Genomic DNA, 23,971 nt, shown 5'->3' on the forward strand with positions numbered 1-23,971 from the left:
AGCAGCCGTCGTTGAGCAGTGATCCCGAGCATCGGATGGCGCCACTGACCTCGGCGAGTTCGGCGAGTTCGGCGAGGGGCGAACGGGCCGGACAAGGCACCGGCCATAGGCGCCGACCCCCTCGACCGAGATCAGAACCGAATGGTCACCCCCGATGTCCAGAGACATCGCACGGGTGAACTCGGCGCATTCACTTGGTCTCAAGAGTCAGGACCACCCGTCCAGCCACCCCGGCTTATCGCAGTTGGGGGAGCAGCAAACACGCGGCATCCCTCACATGAGGGCTTCTTGCGAGCGCGTCAGCGTTGGTCACCCGCTCAAGTCGCTCACCCTCACGGTCCGGATCTCAGTGAGATGTAGGCCCGGCGCTCATCGTGTGGCATCCTTTAACTCGTCAACCACTGTCTCTGACGCCGTGCGCGTCTCTATGGGGAGTCTCAGCCATATGAAGAAGCTCATCGCCGCGTCCGTTGGCGCCGCTCTGCTCATCCCGGGTACCGCCACTAGCGCCTTCGCCTACCCGGTGACCACCCCGACCGACACCTCGACGCAGGCCCCGAACAAGGCCAAGATCGGTGAGAAGATCCGCGTCAAGGTGAAGGCCAACACCAACGGTGATGCTGGCGCGATCTGCACCGGCGAGTTCGTGCTGATCATCAAGAACAACCGCGGCGAGGTCGTCAAGCAGTCGCGCAAACCTGCTGACGACGTCAAGAACTTCCGCTTCAAGCTCCGCAGCGCGGGCAAGTACCGCCTGGCGGTCAAGTACCAGCGCGGCCAGGACGACCCCTGCGGCAAGTCGCGTAGTGGCCAGGACCTGCGCATCCAGAAGCGCAGCAACTGACCTCTCGGTCACAGCTCCGTCAAAGGACCCCCGAGCCCGGCTCGGGGGTCTTTGCTGTCCAACTCGCGGTACGTCCAGTTCATGAGGCTGGCCACTCCCCGACACCACACCCTGGATAAGGTCCCCGCATGTCGCGTCTTCGCCTGATCGTGCTCGCCGTTGCCGGTGTGGGCGTCCTTCTCCTGATTCTGGCAGTCCTCATCGGGTGGCAAGGCCTCAAGGTCAACAGTTCCTTGCAGGAGGCAGTCGACGACGCCGCGACCCTGCAGGCGTCGTTGCAGGGCGAGGACAAGGATCAGATCGACGCCGATCTGGCAGCCCTCCAGGAGTCCTCTGGAGAGGCTGCTGAGCGAACCCAGGGGCGGATCTGGAGCTTGGCTACGATCCTGCCCGTCATTGGCGATGATGCCCACGGAGTCAAGGTCGCGTCGAGCGTGATCTCCGATCTCAGCAACGACGGGTTGGAGCCACTTGCCCGCACAGCGACCCAGCTAGACGCCGTGCTCCCGCAGGACGGGCGAATCGACCCCGCGGTCATCGAGTCGTTGCATGACCCGATTAGCCGGGGCGCAGGCGCGCTGGCCGAGGCAGCGTCCACGCTCGAGGCCGAGGATTCCTCGGGATACGTCGAGCGCTTCCGTACCAAGTTTCGCGAGCTGCAGCAGCAGATCGGCGACGCCGCTGACGCAACGGATGCCGCGGCGGTCGCCCTCGAGGTCTTGCCAGCTCTCCTGGGGCAGAACGAGCCGAAAAACTACCTTCTTGTCTTCCAGAACAACGCCGAGATCCGAGCCACGGGCGGTCTTCCCGGCGTTGTGTCCGTGGTCTCCACTGACGACGGAGACATCACGCTCGGGCGCCAAGAATCGGTCGGTGGGTTCGGTGAACGTGCCACCCCGGTGCTGCCGCTAACCAAGGACGAGAAGAAGGTCTTCAGCGACAAACTTGGGACCTTCTTCCAAGACGCCAACTTCACCCCTGATTGGCCGCGAGCCGCCGAGCTGATGCGCGCGCGCTGGCAGGAGTTGTACCCCGAGCAGATCGACGGTGTGCTCACCGTCGATACCGTCGCCATGTCCTACCTGCTGGAGGCTATCGGGCCGATCGAGGTCGGCGGCTACACGATCAACGCTGACAACGCAGTGGACATCCTGTTGCACCAGGTGTACCTCGACATCGCGGACTCAGCTGGGCAGGACGCCCTCTTCCAGGAGGTCGCCTCGACGGTGTTCGATCGGATCTCTGGTGGCGAGGTCGCGGAGCCAAGGACGCTGCTGCGAGCGTTGGTCCGGGCCGGCGACGAAGGCCGAGCCTATGTCCACCTAGCCGATGACGACGAGCAGGCCTTGTTGCTCGGTCGCAGGATCACTGGTGCCACGCACGACGCGGACGGTCACGCCTCAGCCATCGACGTCACACTCCTCGACGGCACCGGCTCCAAGATGTCGTACTTCCTCCGAAGCCAGGTCCGCGGGACAACGACGGGCTGCATGGATGGGCGGATGCAGGTGGAGGTTAACGCGCGCCTGGTCTCGGACGCTCCAGAGGACGCGGCTTCGCTTCCTGACTACATCACCGGCGGCGGGGGCTACGGCGTCGAGCCGGGCAAGCAGCTGATTGCGGTCGGCCTGTTCACCCCGTCCGGCGGCGAGATCACTCAGCTCAGAATCCAGGACAAGAAGTACGACGGCGATAGTGACACGCTGGGAGATCGCGAGGTCAGTACGGCGTTCGTGCTCCTCGAGCCTGGCAAGCCCCAAGATGTGTCGTGGACACTCAACATTTTGCCCACGGATGTGGCAGTGCCCCTCCGCGTCACCCCCGGCATTTTCCCGGACAACGCGTCGTCCACTGTGGCGCGGGGGTGTTGAGTCAGCATCACTCCGTTCCGCCGTCGCGATAGTCCCTGCACTGACCTAAGATCAGCTCAATTTGTTAATTGAAAGAGGCTCACGTATGCAGACCGACCAGTCAACCGTGCTGGTGACCGGAGGCACAGGTTCCTTCGGCTCGACGATGGTCCGTCGGCTATTGGATTCCGATGTCCGCGAGATTCGTGTTCTAAGTAGAGACGAGCTTAAGCAACACGAAATGCGAACCGTGCTCTCGGACTCGAGGGTGCGGTTCTACATCGGCGACGTCCGAGATGAGGACAGCGTTCACCGGGCTACGCGAGGTGTTGACTTCGTCTTCCACGCCGCCGCCCTCAAGCAGGTCCCCAGTTGCGAGTTCTTTCCGATGGAGGCGGTGAAGACCAACGTCATTGGAAGCGCGAACGTCATCGAGGCGGCCAATGCTAACGGGGTTCACAGTGTGGTCTGTCTGGGGACGGACAAAGCTGCCTACCCCGTCAATGCCATGGGCATCAGTAAGGCCATGATGGAGAAGGTCGCTCAGGCGTTTGCTCGCAACAATCCGACCGCCACCACGACGGTATCTACCGTCCGTTACGGCAACGTCATGATGTCGCGTGGGTCCGTTATCCCGCTTTTCGTGGCCCAACTGAGGGCGGGCCAACCACTAACACTGACGGATCCACGAATGACCAGGTTCCTGATGTCGCTGGAGGAGGCAGTGCTGTTAGTCGAGTACGCCTTCGAGAACGCTCACCCTGGTGATCTCTTTATCCGTAAGGCGCCGGCCAGCACGATCGAGGATCTGGCTCGCGCCGTGGCGAAGGCTTTGGGCGTGGCGCCCGAATTGAAGGTCATCGGCACACGTCACGGAGAGAAACTGTACGAGACGCTGGCCACGCGCGAAGAACTCGTACGATCGGAAGACCAAGGCGACTATTACCGGGTCGCGGTAGACGCTCGCGACTTGAATTACTCAGAATACTTCGACGAAGGCGACGAAGAGGAGTCGTCCACTGATGACTACCATTCGCACAATACTGCGCGCCTCGATATCGATCAGGTAGTCGAGTTGCTATTGGGACTCTCAGCCTTTCGAGCGCTCGTGGGCGACGGGTGATGAACAGCTTCTTTATAAGTTTGGCTTTGACCCTGATTTTGGTGGGCGTGTTCATCCTGCTGCTGAGAGACAACTTCGTCGACGTGCCAAACGCCAGATCCTCGCATCGACGGTCGATCCCGCGGGGCGGGGGGGTGGCGGTGGTGGCCGCCATCGCGGGAGTGTCCGCTTTGACGGTCGACCTCGGCGCGGGCATGGTCGGGCTCGTTACGGCTGCCTGCGTGCTCGCGGCCGTAGGTTTAATCGATGATTGGCGCTCATTGCCGAGCTCCATTCGACTATTTGCCCAACTTATGACCACGAGTGTGCTGGCGGTGCTTCTCGTCGCATCAGGGGAGGCTTCGTGGTGGCTCGTGCTGCCCCTGGCGGTCGGCATGACGGGTTTCGTGAATGCCTTCAACTTCATGGATGGCGTCAATGGCATCTCTGGACTCAATGCAGCGGCGATCGGCCTCTGGTGGGCCTGGGCGGGGAACGCCGAGGGCCAGTCCGCAATCGCAGCGCTCGGTCTGATCCTCGCTGGGGCTGCCATCGGTTTCTTGCCATGGAACATCCCGAAGGCCAGAGTGTTTCTAGGTGACGCGGGGAGCTATGGGATCGGGGTTCTTATTGCTGGATTGAGCGCTCTTGCTGTCGTGGAGGGACTTCCATGGTGGTGGGCCCTCGCCCCCCTGGTCGTTTACGGTGCCGACACAGGCTGGGCGCTGGTGAAGCGTGCGCGGGCGGGTAAGCCACTCGCCGAAGCGCACCGCGGGCACGTGTACCAGCGGCTCGTGGACGGTGGCTGGCCTCATATAGCGGCAGCCACCGCATGCGCGGGGGCAACCATTCTTGTGTGCCTTGCCGCTGGTGCGGCTCGGGTGTCACTTGCGTGGTGGGCCGTCGCACTGGTCGCTTTGATTGTCATGGCCTACTTGAGTTCAGCTCGCCTCGTTGAGACCGCGCGGAGGGGCTCGTGAAAATTGCATTCATTACCCAATGGTATGACCCGGAGGTAGGTTCAGCTGCGCTGCCGGGGGCAATTGTCAGAGCGCTCGTCAGGCGCGGCCACTCGGTTGAAGTGATTACAGGCTTTCCAAATTATCCGACAGGGGAAATCTACGCGGGCTACAAAGTGCGTCCTTATAGCCGTGAAGTCATTCGCGGTGTCACGGTTCATCGTGTTCCGCTGTACCCGAGCCACGACGGGTCCGCTCTCCGCCGCGTACTGAATTTTCTCTCCTTCATGTTATCGGTCAGCAGCCTGGGTGCTTTGCTCGCAAGGCGAGGGCAGGTTGCCCTCGTCTACTCCACTCCCGGCACGGTGGGTATGGCGGGGCTCGTGCTTCGCCGACTGCTGGGCCGGCCATTCGTACTGTTCATCCAGGATGTTTGGCCAGACACAGTCACGGCCACCGGCATGTTGCCTGCTCGTTTCGTTAAGCCTTCCGAATGGCTCCTTCACCGCTTCTGCAATGCTACCTATCGAGCCGCCGGTCACATCGCTGTGATCTCGCCAGGTATGAAGACGCTGCTTCTTAAGCGAGGCGTGCCGGCAGATAAGGTGAGCGTCGTATTCAATTGGGTTGACGAGGAAGTCTTCCGGCCGCGTCACGGTAAGGCTCGCGAGGCTTCCAGCCCCCTGGAAGTGATGTATGCCGGCAATATCGGGGACGTTCAGGGGCTCGATACCGCCCTGCGTGCCGTGGCAGCGGCGTCAGCACAGGCGGACATTGTCCTGCGGATTATAGGGACGGGCGTTGCGCTCGAGTCCCTCATTGCGTTGGCCGCCGAGCTCGATATTTCGGATCGTGTCCGCTTTGAGGGCCCTAGGTTGCTCGACCAGATGGCCGAGGTCATGGCAAGTGCTGACGTACAACTGGTGTGCCTCAAGGACGACCCTCTCTTCGCCCTAACGATGCCCAGCAAGATCCAGGCGATACTCGCCTGTGGGAGGCCGATTCTGACCTGTGCGCCGGGAGATGCCGCCGCGCTTTCCGTGGAGTCTGGCGCAGGGTGGGCATGCCCGGCAGGCGACGTGGAGGGATTGGCGCGACTGATGGTTGAAGCCAGTCGTCTTTCAGCGCGCGCTCTTGCTGATAGGGGGCGCGCGGGCAGGCAATTTTACGAGTCGCACCTGTCGGCAATTGCTGGCTCTGAGTCGCTTGAAATCGCCCTTTCGAAAGCACTGGAGACCGCGTGACGACCAAAATCGTGCTTGTCGGTGGTAGCGGGTTCGTTGGATCGGCTGTTGCAGTAGCACTTGGCGACGCCTGCGAGGTGCGACTAGTGCCAGCGCCCCGATTGAGCACCACCGCCCGAGATGAGAGCTCGCTGGCTCGAGCAGCTCGTGAGTTCCCAAAGCCGCCTATGTTGGTCGCTGCGTTGAGTGATGCTGACGTCTTGGTCAACGCCGCAGGCAACCCAGACGCCTCGTCCCAGGACGAGGATTGTCTGTTTGGGGCCAATGCTTTGCTGCCCGCCATACTGATACGCGCCGCGCTCGACGCAGGGGTAAGTCGTTTCGTTCACGTGAGCTCAGCAGTCGTGCAGAACGACAGGCCCATGCTCGACTCCACCGAGGAACTGCGGGAATTTTCGCCCTACTCGTCATCCAAAATCATGGGCGAGGTGTTAGTGCGGAATTTGGCCGAGGGCATCGAGGCGGTGCGGTACAGACCGCCGTCCGTCCACGCGCCGAGCCGCAGAGTCACGCGAATGATACGCCGAATCGCGGGTTCATTTGCTTCAACGGTGGCCAGCCCGGGTACCCAGCACACGCCGCAGGCGCTCTTGCCCAATGTGGCCTCCGCCATCGCCTACCTGGCAACCGTGAAGGGTCCAATACCGAGCGCCGTTCATCACCCGTCCGAGGGGGTCACGGTGACGTCGTTGATGCAAGATCTATCCGGAGGACGGAAGCCAGTGCGCATTCCCCGTTGGCTCGCAGTGGTCACAGTCCGAACCGCCAGAGCGGTCGGGCGCCTACACAGGCCCACGGCCGCGAACGCGCGCCGTCTTGAATTGTTATGGCTGGGTCAAGAGCAGGCCGACAGTTGGTTGACCGAATCGGGGTGGCGCCCGCCGGTGGGGCGGCACGGCTGGAAGGCCTTAGGACTGGACGAATCAGCATGACCGTCGCGATCACCGGCGGTTACGGATTTCTTGGCTGGCATACCGCCTGCCGCCTGCGTGCCCTCCATGGTGACGAGCCGGTGCGCCTCGGGCGGGAGGACTTTGCCGACCCAGAACTTCTGCGTAGGCGGTTGAGCGGGGTGAATCGAGTGATCCACATCGCCGGCGTCAACCGGGCCGAAACCGACGAAGCGGTTGAGCAAGGCAACGTGCAGCTGGCGCGGAGGCTAGCTAACGCGCTCACTGCGCTGGACCGCCCTGTCGATGTCGTCTTCGCCAACTCGGTGCAGGCCGATCTAGACAACCCCTACGGCCGGGGCAAGCGGGCCTCGGGTGACCTTTTGCGTGAGGCCGTTGGCGATCTGGGTGGCCGCTTCGCGGATCTCCTGCTTCCGAACATCTTTGGTGAGCACGGTCGTCCCGGGTACAACTCGTTCGTCGCGACCTTCGCCCACGAGGTGGCCGCCGGGCGTGCACCGGTCGTATCCGGTGACCGCTCGATCGAGTTGTTGCACGCTCAGGATGCAGCCGCTGCGTTAATCGGCGCCTTGGGCTCCGACATTCGTGAAATTGTGAGTGGGGAACCCATCGAGATTACGCGTGTTCTCAAGTTTTTCCGTGAGTTTCACGCGGTCTACCGCGACCGAGGGGAAGTGCCGAACATTTCCTCTCCGATGCGTCGTAACCTATTCAATACCTACCGGGCAGCCACTTTTCCAGCAATGTGGCCGATTTCTCCGCGCGTGCACGCTGACAATCGTGGCGATCTGTTCGAGACAGTACGATCTCATGGCGGCCCTGGCATGGCATTTGTGTCCACAACCTTTCCTGGTCAGAAGCGCGGGGAACACTACCATCTCCATAAGGTAGAGCGGTTCTTCGTGGTGAAGGGCGAGGCTGAGATTGAGTTGCGTCGTCTGTTGCACGACGACGTGGTCACGTTCCGTCTCAGTGGCGATGAGCCATCATTCGTAGACATGCCAACATTGTGGGTTCACAACATCCGGAACGTGGGTAGCACCGAGCTGGTGACCATGTTCTGGGCGGACCAATTGCTCTATCCGGACAGCATGGACCAGTACCCCGAGAGCATAAGCCAGGAGGCACCCGCATGAAGGTCATGACCGTCGTCGGCACCCGCCCCGAAATTATCCGTTTAGCACGCGTGATCCACCGACTCGACCACACTGAGGGCATCGAGCACGTGCTCGTGCACACCGGTCAGAACTACGACCACAACCTCAACGAGGTCTTCTTCCAGGACTTGGGGCTGCGAGCACCAGACCATTACATGGGAGTGGACACCTCCAGTCTGGGCACGGTGCTAGGCGGTGTGCTGATGAGGACTGAGAAAGTACTGCTGGAAGAGAAACCCGACGCGATGCTGGTGCTCGGAGACACAAACTCTTGCATCGCGACAGTGATGGGTAAGCGGATGCGCATTCCGACTTATCACATGGAGGCGGGTAATCGTTGCTTCGATGAGAACGTGCCGGAGGAAACGAACCGTCGGCTCGTTGATCACGTCGCCGATTTCAACCTTGCCTACACCGAGCATGCACGCCGCAACCTATTGGCTGAGGGACTGCATCCCCGGCGCATGATGGTGACCGGCTCGCCGATGCGGGAGGTGCTCGAAACGTTCCGCGCGCAGATTGACAGTTCCGATGTCTTGAAAAGGCTCGGCCTTGCATCGAGGGACTACTTCCTCGTCAGCGCACATCGCGAGGAGAATGTCGACCTGCCCGACCGTCTCGAGAAACTACTGGCCTGCCTTGTGGCCGTGCGCGAAACGTTTGGCAGGCGCATAATTGTGTCTACGCACCCTCGAACCCGCAACCGTCTCGAAATGTTGAAAACCGAACTGGAGTTGTCAGGAATTGACTTTATGGAACCTTTCGGCTTCCACGACTATAATAAGTTGCAGATCGAGGCCGCTTGCGTTCTTTCCGATTCAGGGACGATTGCAGAGGAATCGTCGATCCTAGGATTCCCCGCTGTAACGTTGCGTGATTCTATCGAGCGTCCAGAAGCGCTCGATAGTGGCTCAATTCTTATGTCCGGCCTTGAAATCAGCGATGTAGTGCGTTCGGTCGGACTCGCGATGGCCGACGGAGCCATCACTTCGTCGTGTCCCGCCGGGTACGAGGTCCATGACACCAGTCGCCGAGTAGTGCGCTTTATTTCGTCGACCGCGGGACGGCATCATCAATGGGCTGGAATTCGTAGGTGAGTCACGCTCGTCAATCTCCAGCTAGGTTAGCGCGAGCTTCCTGGTCGGCTTGGGTTTTCGCAGTCGTACTGTTCAGTGACGGCATCTTTTTCGGGGCTTATGGAGCATTGGGAACGACGTATCTAGGCGAGGGGCCTAGTTACAAGGCTTATAAAGCAGTTCTAGGCTTGGTTTGCGTATTGATTCTGATTCGAGCCTCCGTGCGCGCCTGGACGCGGCACTATAAGGTTACAAGGCGTGACCTTGTCGCAGTGGCGATCTTCAGTTTCGTTGCGTGTTCTGTAGCGGTTGGGGTAGTGAGGTATCCAGGGTCGTACGCAATGGCGCGTTTTGCTTGGCTCTTCTTAACCATTGCAGTCCCATCGGTAGCTCTTGGGATGAGCATGCGACGACGGGACATTACGCTGCTACCGCACCCGTTGATCGTAGTCAGCAGCATCTCAACGGTATTCATGGTTGTAGCGGGGGCGCGAGATTCGGGGGCTATCGCAGAGACTTCTGCCGCCGGAGTCGGCGGCGCCTCACACCTTGCTATCGGTGCATCAATGGTCGTGACCTTTGCCATTCATTTGGTCATGTTGAGCAAGGCCCAGCGCGTGAGTTGGAGGACTTTGCATATAGCAGCCATGCTCGTGTCTGTTTACTTAATAGTCGATTCGGGATCCCGAGGGGGACTTATTGCCGTAGGTGTTTGTTCGCTAGCGGTATTCTTTGGTGGAGGGGTACTGCGGACTCGTCCAATTTTGACCATCCTCTTCATCGGATCGACTGTGGCGGCCTGGCGGTTTGTGAGCGCCTTGGAAGTTGAAAGTGTGGGCGTGGCAAAGATTCAGGGTTCGCTCGGCCAAGACGAAGCAAGAACCTACTTGTATACGCAAGCGTGGGACCAGTTCCTCGAACATCCTATATTCGGTAGCGGTGTCGGAAGTTTTTCTGCAAGGTTGGACTACTTCATTTACCCTCACAATTTGATTCTCGAATTGATTGTAGATTTTGGAATTTTCGGCGCCTTGGCGCTGGTGTGGGGTGCCATTTGGAGTACGCGCGCGTTGCGTCGTGGATTTTCTAGCAATGAACTCGGAGGCGCAATGCTGGGGGGGATCTTTACAGTAATTCTTGCGAGCTTGATGTTTTCCGGCAGTTACCTGACGGTTGGGAATCTTTGGTTGGTGGGCATCGCTCTCCGTCTGATCGGTGACCGCGAAGTGAATGTGAATGACATCTCACATACAGGTGCGAAAGTCGGCCCGTGATCTAGCGCCACAAAAAGCGGAGAGGTAGATGTAGCCAAGGTGCTATCTGAACTGCCCCAGCATATCTGGAGCCCTTGGTCTGCCTCGTTCCGCGGAGCCGGGTTCCGTTGGTCTCATGCCAGGGTGGTGATGCGGTTATTTCGAACTTTATCGGCGTGAGCCATCCGAGGGGTCTGCTGCAGAAACTGGTGACAGGTTGACCTGCCCCACCAGAAAGGTTCCAGTTTCGGTGGCTAAGTGACTGCCTTCACCGAAGGCTGAACGCCGTGCCCGGCTCCTCCCGTGCCTAAGCACCGATGACGGCTTAGAGTCGCGCTATGCCAACACGATAGAAGTGCCGGTTGTGGACCTCAGTGGCCATACTCCGGAGAGCGCGAGCCAATGCCCTCTGAACAACGGACGAAAGGCTAAACTCGTGTCCTCGCCCACAGCAAGGCTCACTGCCTCACAATCCAGCGACGCCCATAGGATCCTATAAAAGGATGATCTGACTTGAAGATTCGTTTCATCTTTCCAGACCTCACCTGCCCCCCGGAGAACGGGATGCATGAGCAATTTCTTGTGCTCATGCGGCAATTGCATCTAGCTGGACATAGCGTGGAGGCGATAGGGGGCATAAGAGATAGCAAATTGTTTGACGTTGAGCGAGCGACTCGTGAAACAGGAGCCTCCTTCGTCGTAATGCCCTTGCCGAAGGGTCTGAGTCTTACGGCGCTTGCGGCTTTGAATTTCACCCGCCTGGGTGTTTTTGTCTACCCTCGGCTTTACTTTCAATTCCGCAGAGCCTTGCGTGGCGGATCAGCTAATGTTGTGCACTGCGACGGCGCTGCCATTTGCGCGCTACGACGACATGGCGACGAATCTCCCGTCGTGTTAAGTCTGGTGGATCCTGGCTCGCTCAGGCAGGCTAGGATGGGGGCTAAGACGAGTGGGCGACAGAAGAAGTTCGTACATTGGGTCGCTGCGAGGATGTACGCCCAACTAGAGGGCCGGCTAACCCGTGAACCTCGGAACGTCTTGCACGTCGTCTCGGCAGCAGACGCTGCGTATCTGCGACGCGGCACTGGCCTCGCAACAGTGCGCTCGGTCCCTGTGATGCTGCCTCCTAAAGTTGCAACGGGTGACGAGTCGACCGCCAAGCATGAGCAACAAGGAAGGAAGATGACGATCTGGGCTGACTTAACACAGGGCCATCAGCAGGACGCCGTGAAGGACCTGCTCACCCTGGGATTCCAACCGCTGTCGAACGTTCTCCATAACGAGGGAATCCACATAGTGGTTCTCGGGCGAGCCCCAGCCACCCCGGCATTGGTCGAGGCCGCTGAAGGCTTGCCGTGTGTGTTCGTAGATTGGGTGACGGATTTACAAGCAGCGCTCTCGTCGTCTGACGTAATACTCCTTCCCGACACAGTGGGCACCGGACTCAAGAACAGGTCGATACAAGCTTTAGGCAGCGGAGCCTGCGCGGTCGGCACCACGGTCGCTTTCGAGGGAACCGATGTTTTAGACGGGATTCATGCCGTCGTCCGGAATGCCCCTCACATGCTGGCTGAGTCCGCTCTGGCTCTGACTGTCGAGAGCCACGCTCACAGAGCCGCCCTGTCACAGGCGGCGCGAAAGTTTGTTGATGCGAATTATTCGCCGGAAGGAGTTCTTGATCAGTGGGTGGAGCTTTACCGTGAGGCAATGCATCTGGCTGAGCAATACGGACAGGGGTCACCACCCCGCCAGTCGGTGGTGTAACTCCTTAGGTCGGCGCCCTTGGGAAAGTACTGGCGCAGGCCGTTGCTGTGCTCGTTGGTCGGTCACTGCCAGGGCTTGCCGGCGTGCGTGAAGTAGACACCGTCGCGAACAGGTCCGCGACCGAGTTGTGCGTGTCGACGCTCCCCGAAAACTAGGCCAGTAGCGCTCCCCGAAAAGTAGGCCACCCGACCACGATGGACTGGGTGAAGTGAATCGCTCCGGGTTTCGTGGAGGCTCGATTACTTGGAACCAGCCCCGGTCGGGACGGGTGTTTCAGGGTAGTTCTCTGGCGTGATCCTGGTCTGCCGTCGTGCCCAGTGGGTGGTCTCGTACTCGGCTGGTGGGACGAGCCCGATCTCGCCGTGAAGGCGTCGGTGGTTGAACCAGTCGACGTACTCGGCGACGGCGATCTCGACGTCACCGACGCTCTTCCAGCCGCCCTTGGGTCGCATGACGGGGTTGCGGATGCACTCGGCCTTGAACAGCGAGTTCAACGCCTCAGCCATCGCGTTATCGTAGGAATCGCCCTTCGAGCCGACCGACGCAACGGCCTCGGCTTCGGCCAGCCGCTCGGTGTAGCGGATCGCTCGATACTGGACTCCTCTGTCCGAATGGTGCACGAGACCGGTGACGTCGTGGCCGGCCCGCTGTCGGGTCCACAGCCCCATGTCCAGGGCATCTAGGGCGAGGTCGGTGCGCAGGCTGGTGGACACCTGCCAGCCCACGATCATCCTGCTGAAGACGTCGAGGACGAACGCGACGTAGGTCCACCCGGCGTGCGTGCGGACGTAAGTCAGATCGGCCACCCACAGCTGATTCGGACCGGTGGCGACGAACTTGCGGTTCACGAGGTCCTCCGGACGCTCGGTCTCCGCGCCGTCACCGAACGTGGTCTTGCGGGTCTTCTCGCGCGGGATCCCGCGCAGGCCCTCGGCTCGCATGAGGCGCTCGACGGTGCACCGTGCCACCCGCACGCCTTCGCGGTTGAGCTCGGCGTGGATCTTGCGGGCACCGTAGACACCGAGGTTCGCCTTGTGGGCGGTCTTGATGTCCTCGCCCAGGTCAGCGTCACGAACCGCACGTGCCGAGGGTGGCCTCGTCTTGGCGGCGTAGTAGCTGCTCGGGGCGATCTGCACGCCGGCTTCCTTGAGTGCAGCGCAGATCGGCTCGACCCCGACCTCGCGCCCGTCGACCACGTCGTGGCGGTGGGCGTCGAGGTAGGCGACTACTTGGTGGTGGGGCGGTCGAGCTGTCAACGCCGGCCGAAAACTGACCCTCTTTTGCCGATCGAAAGTTGACCCCCTTCGAGCGGTTCGTTGGTGCTAGATGGTCTTGGTGCGCGTGGCCGGGGGTGGCCCGGTTCGGTGTCCGCGGGTGCGGTATGACTCGCCGTCCAGGGCGATGACCTGGGCGTGGTGGACGAGGCGGTCGATGGTGGCTGCGGCGACAACGTCGTCGCCGAGGGTCTCGCCCCAGCGTGAGAACGCCAGGTTCGAGGTGACCACGACCGAGCCGGTCTCGTAGCGGCTGGCGATGAGCTGGAAGAACAGCGACGCGGCGGCGGTGTCGAAGGGCAGGTAACCGACCTCGTCGATCACCAGCAGCCGGTAGCGGTTGAGCTTGCGCAGCTCGCGCTCGAGGTGGCCTTGCTCGTGGGCAGCGGCCAGGCGGGTGATCCACCCGGTCGCGGAGTCGAACGCGACCGGGTAGGAGGCCTCGGCGGCCTTGATCGCCAACGCGATCGCCAGGTGCGTCTTCCCGGTCCCGGGCGGCCCGAGGAGCACGACGTTGTCGCGCTTGGCGATGAACGTGGTGGTGGCCAGGTGCGCGACCAAGTCGCGGGTCGCGGCAGGGACGTGGTCGAAGGTGAAGTCCTCCATGGTCTTGATCGCGGGGAAGTGCGCCGCCGCGATCCGCATCCGGGTCCCATTCGCGGTGCGTGAGGCGACCTGGCGGCCCAGCACGGCCGCGAGGTACTCCTCGTGCGACCAGCCCTCGGCGCGGGCCTGGTCGCCCAGGACAGCGAAGGTCTCGTTGATCACCGGGGTCTTGAGCTCACGAGCCAGGAACGCGACCTCACTGAACAGGTCGCTGCCCCTTACCTTGCCGGTGGGTGTGGTCATCGCACGACCTCCAGTCGCGCACGCGCGGCCACAGCGACCTCGTCGGTGACTGCCGGGGCCAGGTCGAACAGCGCGTCGTAGTCGCTCAACGCCCGCACGCCGACGACCGCACCGAGTCCGGACACCGGCCTTGTGGCGGGGCCACGCATGCCAGCGGTGCGGGCTTGGAACGCGGTGCGTAGCCCGGCAGCAGTGTCCACGTGGACCGGGTCGGTGATCGTCTGGTGGGTCGACCAGCACCGCTGGTGGACTCCCACGCTGGTGCCGGCGCAGGTGATCGTGACGGTGTCCAGGCCGGCGTGGACATCGACGAACCGGCCGATCACGCCCGGGTCGACCGAGTAGTCGTTCCCGGCGATGCGCACGTAGTAGTCGCGGCCCAGCCGGACCCGGACCGTGGTGCCCACCGACGGCGCGATCGGCGGCAGTGCCCCCATCGCGGCGACATCGGCCGTGACCCGGACGCCGGGCTGCTGGCCGGTGCGGCGCAGCATCCGAGCATTCGCGCGCGGCAGCCAGCTGGTGAGCTGGGTGTTGTAGTCGTGCGGGGAGTCGAACTCGCGTCCAGGCATGAAGGAGGTCTCCAGGAATCCGTTGGCCCGCTCGACGATCCCCTTGGCTTCGGGGTCACGTGCCGCGGTCTGATAGATCCGGGTGCCCAGCGTGCCGGCGAACGACCTGGCGCCCAGGGTCAGGCGGTGGTGCTGGCCGATGCCGGCCTCGTTGTCCCACACCAGCATCTTGGGGACCCCGCCCAGGCCCGTCAGGAGCTGCCACATCCCGGCCACCAGATCGCCGGTCTTCCTGGACGGCAACAGCGTGGCCATGATGAAACCCGAGAACGCCGCGACCATCGTCAACACCGGCAGATCCACCGCGGGCCGCCCGCCGACCCAGGTCGCGGTCTTGGACCCAGCGTGGACATCGACAGGGATGCCCTTGCCGGGGAACCACAGGTCGCACTGCACGATCTCTCCCGCGACATAGCTCGTACGGTCCGCGGGATCGCTGGGGGCATACAGCGGACGCAGTTGGGCGACTTTCGCCCGCAGCACCGAGGACGAGTTCGCCCACCCGATCCGCTCGGCGATCACCGTGGCCGGCATCGAGGGGAACTCCGCCAGCAAAGCCCGGATCCGTGGCTCGTAGGCGTCGAGCATCGACCCCACCGCAGCCCGCTCGTACTTCGGCGGCGTATCCGAGGCCAACGCGGCACGCACCGTGTTCCTCGCCAAGCCGGTCTTTCGCACGATGGCCTTGATGCTCATCTGCTCCGACTTGTGCAGCCGTCGAATCTCAGCCCAGTCCTCAGTCATGATCACTCCCTCACAGTGCCGAGGGGGTCAGGATTCGATCGGCACCAGGGGGTCAGGATTCACCCGGCAGCGACACGAGCTCCGCCGCGAAGAATGCCGAGGCCGTCCTCAAGATGTGGTTGGTCCGACGCAGCTCGCGGTTCTCCCGCTCGAGCTCGGCCAGCCGCTGCGCGTCGCTGGTCGTGGTCCCGGGGCGGACACCGCCGTCGACCTCGGCCTGCCGAACCCACCCCACGCAGCGTCTCGCGGTGCATGCCCAACTGCTCGGCCACCCGAGCGATCGCGCCCTGCTTCGTGGCCGGGTCCTGCCTGAACTCCACCGCCATGCGAGTGGCCCGCTCACGCAACTCCTCGGGGTACTTCCTGGGTGCTGCCATGACTCTCATCCTCCATGGATTGAGAGCCTCCATCAGACCCGGGGCGATTCAGAAGACAGTGGAGGACTGGGCTGAGATCCGGCGTCTGCATGTGCAGGAGCAGATGTCGATCCGGGCGATAGCCAGACATCTGGGATCGCGCGCGTAACGGTCACTAGGGCGGTGAATCCTCCGACCCCGCCGCGATAAGTCCGGCCGAAGGCACCATCGACGTTCGACGTCCACGAGCCGCGGGTGCGGGAGCTGTTGAAGGAGTCCCCGGCCATGCCGGCGTCGTCCAACGCGACCCCTTTCCCAGTTCAGCCTCGAGCTCGGCGATCCGCTTCTTTGCCTTGGCCAGCTCGGCGTTCTCGGTGGTGCTTAGCCCTGCTTGAAGGCCGCAGTCGATCCGGTCCTGGCGTCGCCAGCTGTAGATCGTCTGGTCGCTGATGTCGAGATCGTGCAGCAGTCCCTGGCGACGCTCTTGCCGTCCTCGAGCAGGTCGAGGACCTTGCGTCGAAACTCTGCCGGGTAGCCCCGTCGTCCCATCTGTCCTCCTGGTGTCAGGCACCAAAATCCAGAAAATCAGACTCCGTAGGACCAGGGACACACCAGAGCCTCCATCAGACCCGGGCGATTCAGACCTCAGCGTTTCGGTCATCCTGACTCCATCTCGCCACCCAGCGGGTCAGCGTGTCGAGCCACTCACAACATTGTCCGGACAGCCCCAGCCAGGGGGCTGGCGTTCGCGAAAATCTACCACGGAGGGTGAGCAGCCAAACTTGGCCTTCTCAAAGCCCCAGTGGAGCCGCCGGGTCGATGCAAGTTCTGGCCTTGAGTTCGGGGCGTTACGTTGAGCGGGCGGGGCAGGCGGCCATCTAGTCAGGTACCGGGTCCGCGTGCCTCTCGTCCCAAACACGGGCACTTCTCCATCCTGCCCATATCGTAAGGATGTAGTTGACGCCTTGCGCAATTGACATGGCTAAGACAACGTTTATGGCAGAAAAATTGTATTCGCGGGCAACTAACGCAGCACCAAGGACCATTGCGACCCGTGATGCGTCAAGACCCAAGTTTACAGCGCCCCGAGCGTTCGCCACTAGAACCTGTTGTAGCGGTGCCGCGATGAAGGAGAAACCGAAAACAACAGACGTCGCTCTTATGTAGTCGCTCACGCCTGCCCATTCTTCTCCCAACATCCAATCCGCTAGGGGCGCGAGTACGATGGCGGCTAGAGTGATCGCCGCCCCGATGGGAATTAGTATCGCCAGAATACTGCGCGTCAGAGTGCCCTGATCGGGCTTGGATGATCGACGGATCTCAGCTAGCTTCCCGAGGAACACTTGGCTGATAGCGAGTCCGACTACCGCGGCCGGGATGACGAGGACGCGCTGCGCCACACCCAAAAGTCCGGCCGCTTCGGCACCGAACCAAGCAGCAGTCAGCAGCAGTGGCAATTGGCTGCCGGCAATATTCAAAAGTGCCGCAGGCGTGAACAGAACGGGATACTGCCACAGGCCCGGAATTCGGATCGCCCGGGAGAATGGAATGCTTCGGCCGCGCCCACGCGGAGGGGCGGCCATTACGGAGATTGCCGCGATACGGCCAAGTATTTGACCCGCTATCAATCCAATGCCCACGCCAGCCACCCCTAGGAGGAGGCTGGCCAGGGTCGCGACCAGGCCCTGCCAGAAGGACCTCCAACCCAGTAGGCGAAACTTGCCCTCCCAGATGAAAAGCTGACTCAGGATGACAAACGCACTCGTGAGAAGTGTGCACAATATCGTCCAACGCAGATAATGGGTAGATAATGCCAACGAAATATATGAACCATCATACATGTATCCGACGACGAGGAGCAACGTGGCAATGACTCCCGAAACGCACAAACCGAGGCGCGCCAAGGCCTTGGCGTGCGCGGCATCGAGCGCATTGGCGATAGCGGCCTCAAGTCTCAATGTCATTATGCTGGACAGCAGCATCGACACGGCAACTACCACAGATAAAGCCCCGAACGCCTCCGGCGAGTAAAGCCGTGATAGAAGAGGCAATGCAAGGAGCGCCAGCACCTGTGCCGAAACGTTTCCTCCTGCAACCTGGACCACAGACTTTCCCCGTCGCATGCCACGCAGCCGCGAAAGCCTGGCTCGCAAGCGCGTCTGCGGGAAGGGACTCTTAGATCTCACGTGAAATCACTGGACTCGAAGTGCTTTGCTTCTGGACGAGTAGTAAATGGTTGCATGATTGTGTCACTTTCCCCGTGCAGAGAGAGCAGAAATATGAGCGGCCCTCATGCCAGGTTGAGTGAACGTAGAGGAATACCGCACTGGGCCTTCAATGGCCCGCTGGAGATGAGAGAAGCAAGTCCAAGTGGGTGCAGGCGATTGTATCCTCGCACCCTCTGGAACCAGCACGAGCCACTCACCGACTTGTCCCATCCGAGACCCAAAAGATTCATGGTCCCTCGACAGCATCGGCCAACGCGACTCGCCTGAATAGCATTCTGAAATCCAAATGATTCTCTGCAACATAAAACGAATGAGTTGACATAGACTCCAGAACATGACGATCCTGGGATATGGCGCGAAAAATATGCGTCAGCGAGGCTGCTGACTCAACTAGGAATGCGTTATCCTTGCAAAGGTCCCTATAAATGGGATGGTTCCCTACGACAACCGGGAGACCGCAGCAAATCGCCGTTTGAGCGGTCTGCGAGACCGTTCCGGGCTGTAGGTACACATCGGAGCCGCAGATACTTTTCACGAGTTCCGCGCCGGATAGGAATCCGAGATGGATTATTCGTGGATCGAGTTCAATAATACGCGACGCGCTGGCCTCTATGCTGGGCGAGAGGGTGCCAGCTAGAACTAGCCGAAAATCTGGGTCTTTTGCGTCATGGAAAGACTCGAGCAACTGCACGGTCTGCTTTCCTGCATCAAACTTTCCGGCATGCAGGTAGACGATCTCGGTGTCTGTAAAATCATGACGGTCCCGAAACTGTTTGCGAGAAAGTCGCCGCGACTCCACAGGGAATACTTCCCCGGGCAGTGGTAAAAATGACAACCGATGTGCCGGAATGGCATATACTTGACAAAGGAACGCGAGAGACTCGGGTGCAGCATAGAACAATTCATCAATGTATGGCAGAGCCACTTTCAGCCATCGGCGGTAGAGCATGCCGTGTTGTATGCGCAGGGAGATGAAGTTCCGGCCACTGTTGTCATACGTGGTGGTGAAGTGACAGACTATCCGAGTTTGACTGTTCCTGGCCTTGAGTTGTTTCGCTAGTTTGATACCGGGCAACTGTGCGGTGTTGAAGTACACAATATTGGGTTCGTGCGCCAATAAAATTTTTCGTAGAGTCGGCGCATAGCGTAGCTTCTCGGTGACCCGTCGAGGGCCCATCTTCCTAAAGGGGATTCGGAAGAGTTTGTAGCCATGTTCGATTGAGACGCGCGGAACAGGAAGTCTTCGGCGCTTTCCCTCATGCCATTCTAGATCAGACGCAATGACGATCACGTCATGGCCGTCCTCTACGGCGGCACGGATCATATAATTCTCTTTATACAACATGCTGACTGTGAATGGGTCCCCAATACAGACGAAGGCAATCTTCATCTATGGCCTCTCGCTATAATTGTTTGATCGATTGGGGGATTGAGTGAAGGACTCCGACCAAGTCGGCAGGATTCGAGCTGACTGCGTTGTACAAGGTTCAGGCACTGCATTCGCTTTAGGGGAATGCCTGAGGATTGGGACTACCATCTATTAGGGGGGAGGTGCCGCAGAATGTCCTCAACCCTGTCCGTAGTGCCGGCAGAGCAACGTCCTTGAATAAGTCAGTGGTCAGGGAGTTCCTATAACGTGGACCGGACATTCAAACTTGCCCGCCGCTATGGCTGCGCGGCCGTCAATAATTTGGCGCACGTTGGGCAAGTCGTCGCGCGTCAATAGTCTATATTCGGGATGGTCGGTGTGCAGTACAGCCGCGTCTACGCTCTCCCCAAACGTATGAGGCGTGAGCCCCAGCCCTGTCAATTCAGGTTGTGTGTATAGGGGATCATGGACGCTAGCAATCGCGCCCACCTCCCCGAGGTGCCGAACTAAATCGAAAACACCTGAGAAGGCCGTCTCTTTGACGCCGGCCCGGTAGGCTGCGCCCAGCACAACGACGCGAGCTCCAGTTAAATCGCCGTATTCGACTTGAAGCCGGGCAATTGCATGGGCCGGCATCTGAGTATTGGCCTCGCGGGCCGCCCGAACGATTGTGGCGTCCGGGTCATTGGAAAGGTAAAGGCGTGGGTATACGGGAATGCAGTGGCCGCCGACGGAAATGCCTGGGCGGTGGATGTGGCTATAGGGCTGCGAATTCGACGCTTCGATCACCTGATAGACGTCAATGCCGGCAGTCTCGGCGAACTTTGCAAACTGGTTGGCCAGGCCGATATTGACATCGCGATATGTCGTCTCGGCGAGTTTCGCCATCTCAGCGGCCTCGGCCGAGCCGAGATCCCAGACCCCGTTACCGCGCTCGAGGTCTGGGCGCTCATCGAAGTCGAGCACCTGCTCATAGAAAGCGACAGCCCGCTTGGCGCCTTCGGAGCTAAGCCCGCCGAGGAGCTTCGGGTACTTGCGGAGGTCCTCAAAGACTCGTCCAGTGAGAACACGTTCGGGAGAGAACACGACGTGAAAGTCAGTCCCTTCGATCAGTCCGCTGCCGTGTTCGAGCTGTGGCTTCCACCGAGTGCGCAAAGTGCCAACGGGCAGGGTCGTTTCATAGGCGACCAAAGTGTCCTTGGTCAGGTTAGCGGCCAGGTCAGCTGTCGCTTTGTCCATCCAGCCGAAGTCGGGCCTGCCGTCGTTGTCCACGAAGAGTGGGACGACCACGACTACTGCGTCCGCTTCGGGGATTGCGTCGGCGTAGTTCGTGGTGGCACGCAACTTCCCTGCCGGCACCAAGCGAGTCAGGTATTCACCCAACTGTGCCTCGCCAGGGAATGGTGCTACAGCTTCGTTAATTGTCGCGACGGTGCTGGGGGCTATGTCGACGCCGACGACGGTGTGGCCCTTGTTGGCGAACTGTGCTGCTAGGGGCAAGCCGATTTTGCCGAGGCCGATGACAGCGATCTTCATGGTGTTGTGGGCGCTCCGCTTTCGTCTATAACGATGGTGCGGCCTTCATTGGCCGCCAAAATGCAGGCATCGGCAACTGCGACGGTGGCCATACCTTCGCGCATGGTCACGATATCTGTGCCCGAGCCCAATACGGCATCACGGAAGTTTTCGTGTTGCACGCGCAAGGGCTCGGGTTTAGGGATCGCGTAGCGTGTGCTGTTGCCCTCAGTGACGCCGCGGAAGTTTCGCACTTGACCCCACTCAGTGTCGATAACCCCGTTCTCGTGGAAGACGAGATCACCGGTCAGTGTGTCGACAACGAACGCACCCTTTTCGCCGGTGACGACTGTAACGCGCTCTTTAAGTGGGGAAAGCCAATTGACGAGGTGGCTGGCAACGGTGCCGTCCTGCATCTTCGCGGTGATCGAGATCAAGTCTTCGTGTACCCTGCCGCTCTTGTGGGCAGTGTAAGCAGCTACTTTCGCATAAGGCGACTGGATGACCCACGCCGTTAAGTCGATGTCGTGGGTAGCGAGGTCCTTGACCACTCCTACGTCGTCGATGCGGTTCGGGAAAGGTCCTTGGCGGCGGGTGGCTACCTGGTAGATCTCGCCAAGGTCGCCGTTTTCCAGGCGAGACCTCAATGACCGCAGTGCCGGGTTGCAGCGTTCAATGTGACCGACGGCGTTGACGAGGCCAGCGCCCTCAAAAGCGTCGACCAAGGCGGCCGATTCCGCACTGTCAGCTGCCAAAGGCTTCTCGATCAGTGTGTGTACACCCGCGTCTGCCAATTCGAGTCCCGCGGCGAGGTGGAAAGCTGTCGGTACGGCAACAACTGCCAGGTCGACGCCGACCTCGATCATCTCGCCGATCGAGGTGACAACCTTAGCCTCGCCGGCCATCCCATGCTTGTCACCTGCTGGATCGGCAACCGCTGTGAGTTTTAGACCCTCGATAGAGTTCAGTACACGGGCGTGATTCCGACCCATCATGCCGATGCCGACCAGGCCAACGCGAAGGTCCGCCATCAGGCGCCGGCCTTGGCTAGGTTGTTAACAGCAGTCACGATGCGCTCCATTTGATCGCGGGTTACCGACGGGTGAACGGGGAGTGAGAGGCACTCAAGAGCTGCCAACTCTGTACGGGGCAAGTCGACCTCGGCCTGGAAAGGCGCGAGCCGGTGGTTCGGGATCGGGTAGAACATTCCCGTCCCGATGTTGTATTCATTCTTCAGAGCTGCAGCCAATCCGTCTCGGTCATCTGTGACCCGCACCGTGTACTGGTGGTAGACGTGCACAGCTTCTTCGGCGACCGGAGGGGGAGTCACACCCTCCAGGTGCGCGTTGAAAAAGGCTGCATTATTCTGTCGCTTGGCGGTCCAAGCGTTCACCTTGGTCAACTGGACTCGACCGATGGCTGCGTGAATGTCGGTCATGCGGCTATTGAAACCGACGACCTCGTTCTCATACTGCCGCTGCATGCCCTGGTTTCGGTAGAGGCGCATTAGTCGTTCGATCTCGCCGCTGGCCACCGAGACCATGCCGCCCTCGCCCGAGGTCATGTTCTTTGTCGGGTAGAGGGAGAACATGCCAAACGACCCGAAGGCACCGACCGGCGTACCGCCCAGGGAGGCACCGTGCGCCTGAGCCGCGTCCTCGAGGACCTGCAGCCCGTGCCTGTCGGCAATCGTTTGGAGAGCGGGCATGTCGGCCGGGTGGCCGTAGAGGTGTACCGGCATGATCGCAGTGGTGCGGTCGGTGATCGAGGCCTCAACGCTGGCCGGGTCGAGGCAAAATGACTCGCGATCAATGTCCGCAAAAATCGGCGTTGCGCCGGCCAAAGCCACCGAGTTGGCCGTGGCTGCAAAGGTGAAAGAGGGCACAATGACTTCGTCGCCTGGCTTGATACCTGCGGAGAGCAGCCCTAGGTGAAGCCCCGAGGTCCCCGAGTTGACCGCAACGCATGCTCGGCCTAGCCCGAAGTGTCGGGCGAACTCGGTTTCGAAGGCCAACACCTCGGGGCCTTGGGCGATCATGCCACTTCGCATGACGCGATCAACCGCTTCGCGTTCTTCGTCGCCGATCAGTGGCTTGGCGGGGGGAATGAACTCGTCCACAGTTTCCTCTACTCCTTGGCGACGGCGAGGCTGCCGTTCGTTTCTAAGTATCGTGAGTTGGCGGCGGGGCAGTACCACGCGCCGTCCGGCTCTTCGATGAGACGCTGCCCGGAATGGCCGACCCAGCCAATCTGCTTGGCTGGAACGCCAGCTACAAGAGCGTGATCCGGCACATCTCGGGTGACCACAGATCCGGCCGCGACCATAGCCCAGGCGCCGATGGCTAGAGGGGCCACACAAACGGACCGTGCCCCGATTGATGCGCCGTCTTTGATCGTGACGCCGACGGCTTTCCAATCCAAAGCGGACTTCAGATCGCCGTCAGCAGTTACTGCCCGCGGGTAGGTGTCGTTGGTGAGCACGACTGCGGGGCCGATAAACACACCGGCGCCTAGATTGGCCGGCTCGTACACGAGGGCATAGTTCTGCACCTTGCAGTTGTCGCCTAGCTTGACGCCGCTCCCGATGTAGGCGCCCCGTCCAATCACACAGTTCTCACCTACCTCGGCGTGCTCCCGCACTTGGGCGAGATGCCAAACCGAGGAGCCATCGCCTATGCGGGCACGTTCATCCACGTCGGCGGAACCGGCGATCTTAACTGTCATGCCAACACTTTCTAGACGTGCTCCGGACGGCACCCCGAGCCGATCCATCTTGGTCGATGATGGTCCAGGTGCCGAATATTTTTTGCGACCAAGGTGACCGAAGTCCGCTAGATGGCAGGATCTCAATGGCGCTGGTCACCTACAGGTGTCTGACTGAGGAACAGAAGTATCGGGAGGTCG

19 protein-coding genes and 1 pseudogene are annotated in these 23,971 nt (G+C 60.8%); 10 read left to right on the forward strand and 10 right to left on the reverse strand.

Translation table 11 applies throughout. The features are described 5' to 3' along the window. Positions 1-445 precede the first annotated feature (445 nt). From I601_RS08655 to I601_RS21355, 10 genes are all read left to right on the forward strand, one after another. Positions 446-844, forward strand: coding sequence for a hypothetical protein (locus tag I601_RS08655; RefSeq protein WP_068108286.1), 399 nt, complete (start codon positions 446-448; stop codon positions 842-844). Positions 845-972: 128 nt separating this feature from the next. Continuing rightward, positions 973-2,715 (forward strand): DUF4012 domain-containing protein, encoded by a 1,743-nt coding sequence (locus I601_RS08660; protein ID WP_068108290.1) that lies wholly within the window; start codon positions 973-975, stop codon positions 2,713-2,715. 85 nt (positions 2,716-2,800) lie between these two features. Further along, positions 2,801-3,817 carry a polysaccharide biosynthesis protein gene (locus I601_RS08665; protein WP_068108294.1) on the forward strand — a complete coding sequence of 339 codons (1,017 nt, stop codon included), beginning with the start codon at positions 2,801-2,803 and terminating at the stop codon, positions 3,815-3,817. Next, positions 3,817-4,776, forward strand: a complete 960-nt coding sequence (locus tag I601_RS08670; protein ID WP_157519989.1) for an MraY family glycosyltransferase — start codon at positions 3,817-3,819, stop codon at positions 4,774-4,776. Before I601_RS08665 ends, I601_RS08670 begins: the two co-directional genes overlap by 1 nt. Beyond that, positions 4,773-5,999, forward strand: a complete 1,227-nt coding sequence (locus I601_RS08675) for a glycosyltransferase family 4 protein (RefSeq protein WP_068108299.1) — start codon at positions 4,773-4,775, stop codon at positions 5,997-5,999. The genes I601_RS08670 and I601_RS08675 overlap by 4 nt, the downstream gene beginning before the upstream one ends. A gap of 11 nt (positions 6,000-6,010) precedes the next feature. Continuing rightward, positions 6,011-6,931, forward strand: coding sequence for an NAD-dependent epimerase/dehydratase family protein (locus I601_RS21970; RefSeq protein WP_418303095.1), 921 nt, complete (start codon positions 6,011-6,013; stop codon positions 6,929-6,931). Next, on the forward strand, positions 6,928-8,046 hold the full coding sequence (locus I601_RS08685; protein ID WP_068108305.1) for a polysaccharide biosynthesis C-terminal domain-containing protein: 1,119 nt from the start codon (positions 6,928-6,930) through the stop codon (positions 8,044-8,046). Before I601_RS21970 ends, I601_RS08685 begins: the two co-directional genes overlap by 4 nt. After that, positions 8,043-9,164, forward strand: coding sequence for a non-hydrolyzing UDP-N-acetylglucosamine 2-epimerase (wecB, locus tag I601_RS08690; RefSeq protein WP_068108308.1), 1,122 nt, complete (start codon positions 8,043-8,045; stop codon positions 9,162-9,164). The genes I601_RS08685 and wecB overlap by 4 nt, the downstream gene beginning before the upstream one ends. A 383-nt stretch (positions 9,165-9,547) precedes the next feature. Further along, complete coding sequence (locus I601_RS20755; RefSeq protein ID WP_169834677.1) at positions 9,548-10,417, forward strand: O-antigen ligase family protein; 870 nt, start codon at positions 9,548-9,550, stop codon at positions 10,415-10,417. A gap of 1,161 nt (positions 10,418-11,578) precedes the next feature. After that, entirely contained in the window at positions 11,579-12,160 is a 582-nt protein-coding gene (locus tag I601_RS21355) for a glycosyltransferase (protein ID WP_169834678.1), read from the forward strand. 239 nt (positions 12,161-12,399) lie between these two features. Here the strand turns inward: I601_RS21355 and I601_RS08695 are convergent, their stop codons facing one another. The 10 genes and pseudogenes from I601_RS08695 to I601_RS20780 form a co-directional block, all read right to left on the reverse strand. Beyond that, a complete protein-coding gene (locus tag I601_RS08695) occupies positions 12,400-13,416 on the reverse strand; it encodes an IS3 family transposase (protein WP_084527363.1) in 1,017 nt (338 codons plus the stop codon). Positions 13,417-13,482: 66 nt separating this feature from the next. Continuing rightward, positions 13,483-14,283: an IS21-like element helper ATPase IstB gene (gene istB, locus I601_RS08700; protein ID WP_068108315.1), complete on the reverse strand. Its 801-nt coding sequence runs from the start codon at positions 14,281-14,283 to the stop codon at positions 13,483-13,485. Next, positions 14,280-15,605 carry an IS21 family transposase gene (gene istA, locus I601_RS08705; RefSeq protein ID WP_068108317.1) on the reverse strand — a complete coding sequence of 442 codons (1,326 nt, stop codon included), beginning with the start codon at positions 15,603-15,605 and terminating at the stop codon, positions 14,280-14,282. The genes istB and istA overlap by 4 nt, the downstream gene beginning before the upstream one ends. Positions 15,606-15,687: 82 nt before the next feature. Next, a pseudogene (locus tag I601_RS21975) lies at positions 15,688-15,841 on the reverse strand (transposase); the annotation flags it as partial. A gap of 992 nt (positions 15,842-16,833) precedes the next feature. Next, a complete protein-coding gene (locus I601_RS20770; protein ID WP_084527367.1) occupies positions 16,834-18,078 on the reverse strand; it encodes a lipopolysaccharide biosynthesis protein in 1,245 nt (414 codons plus the stop codon). 331 nt (positions 18,079-18,409) lie between these two features. Then, the gene (locus I601_RS20775) at positions 18,410-19,573 is read right to left on the reverse strand and encodes a glycosyltransferase (protein ID WP_084527369.1); all 1,164 of its coding nucleotides are present in this window, start codon (positions 19,571-19,573) and stop codon (positions 18,410-18,412) included. A 228-nt stretch (positions 19,574-19,801) separates the two neighbouring features. Beyond that, positions 19,802-21,088, reverse strand: coding sequence for a nucleotide sugar dehydrogenase (locus I601_RS08715; RefSeq protein ID WP_068108320.1), 1,287 nt, complete (start codon positions 21,086-21,088; stop codon positions 19,802-19,804). Next, positions 21,085-22,098: a Gfo/Idh/MocA family protein gene (locus I601_RS08720; RefSeq protein WP_068108323.1), complete on the reverse strand. Its 1,014-nt coding sequence runs from the start codon at positions 22,096-22,098 to the stop codon at positions 21,085-21,087. Before I601_RS08720 ends, I601_RS08715 begins: the two co-directional genes overlap by 4 nt. Next, positions 22,098-23,186, reverse strand: a complete 1,089-nt coding sequence (locus I601_RS08725) for a DegT/DnrJ/EryC1/StrS family aminotransferase (RefSeq protein ID WP_068108326.1) — start codon at positions 23,184-23,186, stop codon at positions 22,098-22,100. Before I601_RS08725 ends, I601_RS08720 begins: the two co-directional genes overlap by 1 nt. An 8-nt stretch (positions 23,187-23,194) precedes the next feature. Continuing rightward, positions 23,195-23,791: an acyltransferase gene (locus I601_RS20780; protein ID WP_084527371.1), complete on the reverse strand. Its 597-nt coding sequence runs from the start codon at positions 23,789-23,791 to the stop codon at positions 23,195-23,197. Between the last annotated feature and the right edge of the window lie 180 nt (positions 23,792-23,971).

This window comes from Nocardioides dokdonensis FR1436 (assembly GCF_001653335.1).
Lineage (GTDB): Bacteria > Actinomycetota > Actinomycetes > Propionibacteriales > Nocardioidaceae > Nocardioides > Nocardioides dokdonensis.

Excerpts from the sequence above, each read along its gene's own strand:
- I601_RS08655 (WP_068108286.1), top strand. The coding sequence starts at position 446 with ATGAAGAAGCTCATCGCCGCGTCCGTTGGCGCCGCTCTGCTCATCCCG.
- I601_RS08660 (WP_068108290.1), top strand. The coding sequence starts at position 973 with ATGTCGCGTCTTCGCCTGATCGTGCTCGCCGTTGCCGGTGTGGGCGTC.
- I601_RS08665 (WP_068108294.1), top strand. The coding sequence starts at position 2,801 with ATGCAGACCGACCAGTCAACCGTGCTGGTGACCGGAGGCACAGGTTCC.
- I601_RS08670 (WP_157519989.1), top strand. The coding sequence starts at position 3,817 with ATGAACAGCTTCTTTATAAGTTTGGCTTTGACCCTGATTTTGGTGGGC.
- I601_RS08685 (WP_068108305.1), top strand. The coding sequence starts at position 6,928 with ATGACCGTCGCGATCACCGGCGGTTACGGATTTCTTGGCTGGCATACC.
- wecB (WP_068108308.1), top strand. The coding sequence starts at position 8,043 with ATGAAGGTCATGACCGTCGTCGGCACCCGCCCCGAAATTATCCGTTTA.
- I601_RS20755 (WP_169834677.1), top strand. The coding sequence starts at position 9,548 with ATGCGACGACGGGACATTACGCTGCTACCGCACCCGTTGATCGTAGTC.
- I601_RS21355 (WP_169834678.1), top strand. The coding sequence starts at position 11,579 with ATGACGATCTGGGCTGACTTAACACAGGGCCATCAGCAGGACGCCGTG.
- istB (WP_068108315.1), bottom strand. The coding sequence starts at position 14,283 with ATGACCACACCCACCGGCAAGGTAAGGGGCAGCGACCTGTTCAGTGAG.
- I601_RS20770 (WP_084527367.1), bottom strand. The coding sequence starts at position 18,078 with ATGCGACGGGGAAAGTCTGTGGTCCAGGTTGCAGGAGGAAACGTTTCG.
- I601_RS20775 (WP_084527369.1), bottom strand. The coding sequence starts at position 19,573 with ATGAAGATTGCCTTCGTCTGTATTGGGGACCCATTCACAGTCAGCATG.
- I601_RS08715 (WP_068108320.1), bottom strand. The coding sequence starts at position 21,088 with ATGAAGATCGCTGTCATCGGCCTCGGCAAAATCGGCTTGCCCCTAGCA.
- I601_RS08720 (WP_068108323.1), bottom strand. The coding sequence starts at position 22,098 with ATGGCGGACCTTCGCGTTGGCCTGGTCGGCATCGGCATGATGGGTCGG.
- I601_RS20780 (WP_084527371.1), bottom strand. The coding sequence starts at position 23,791 with ATGACAGTTAAGATCGCCGGTTCCGCCGACGTGGATGAACGTGCCCGC.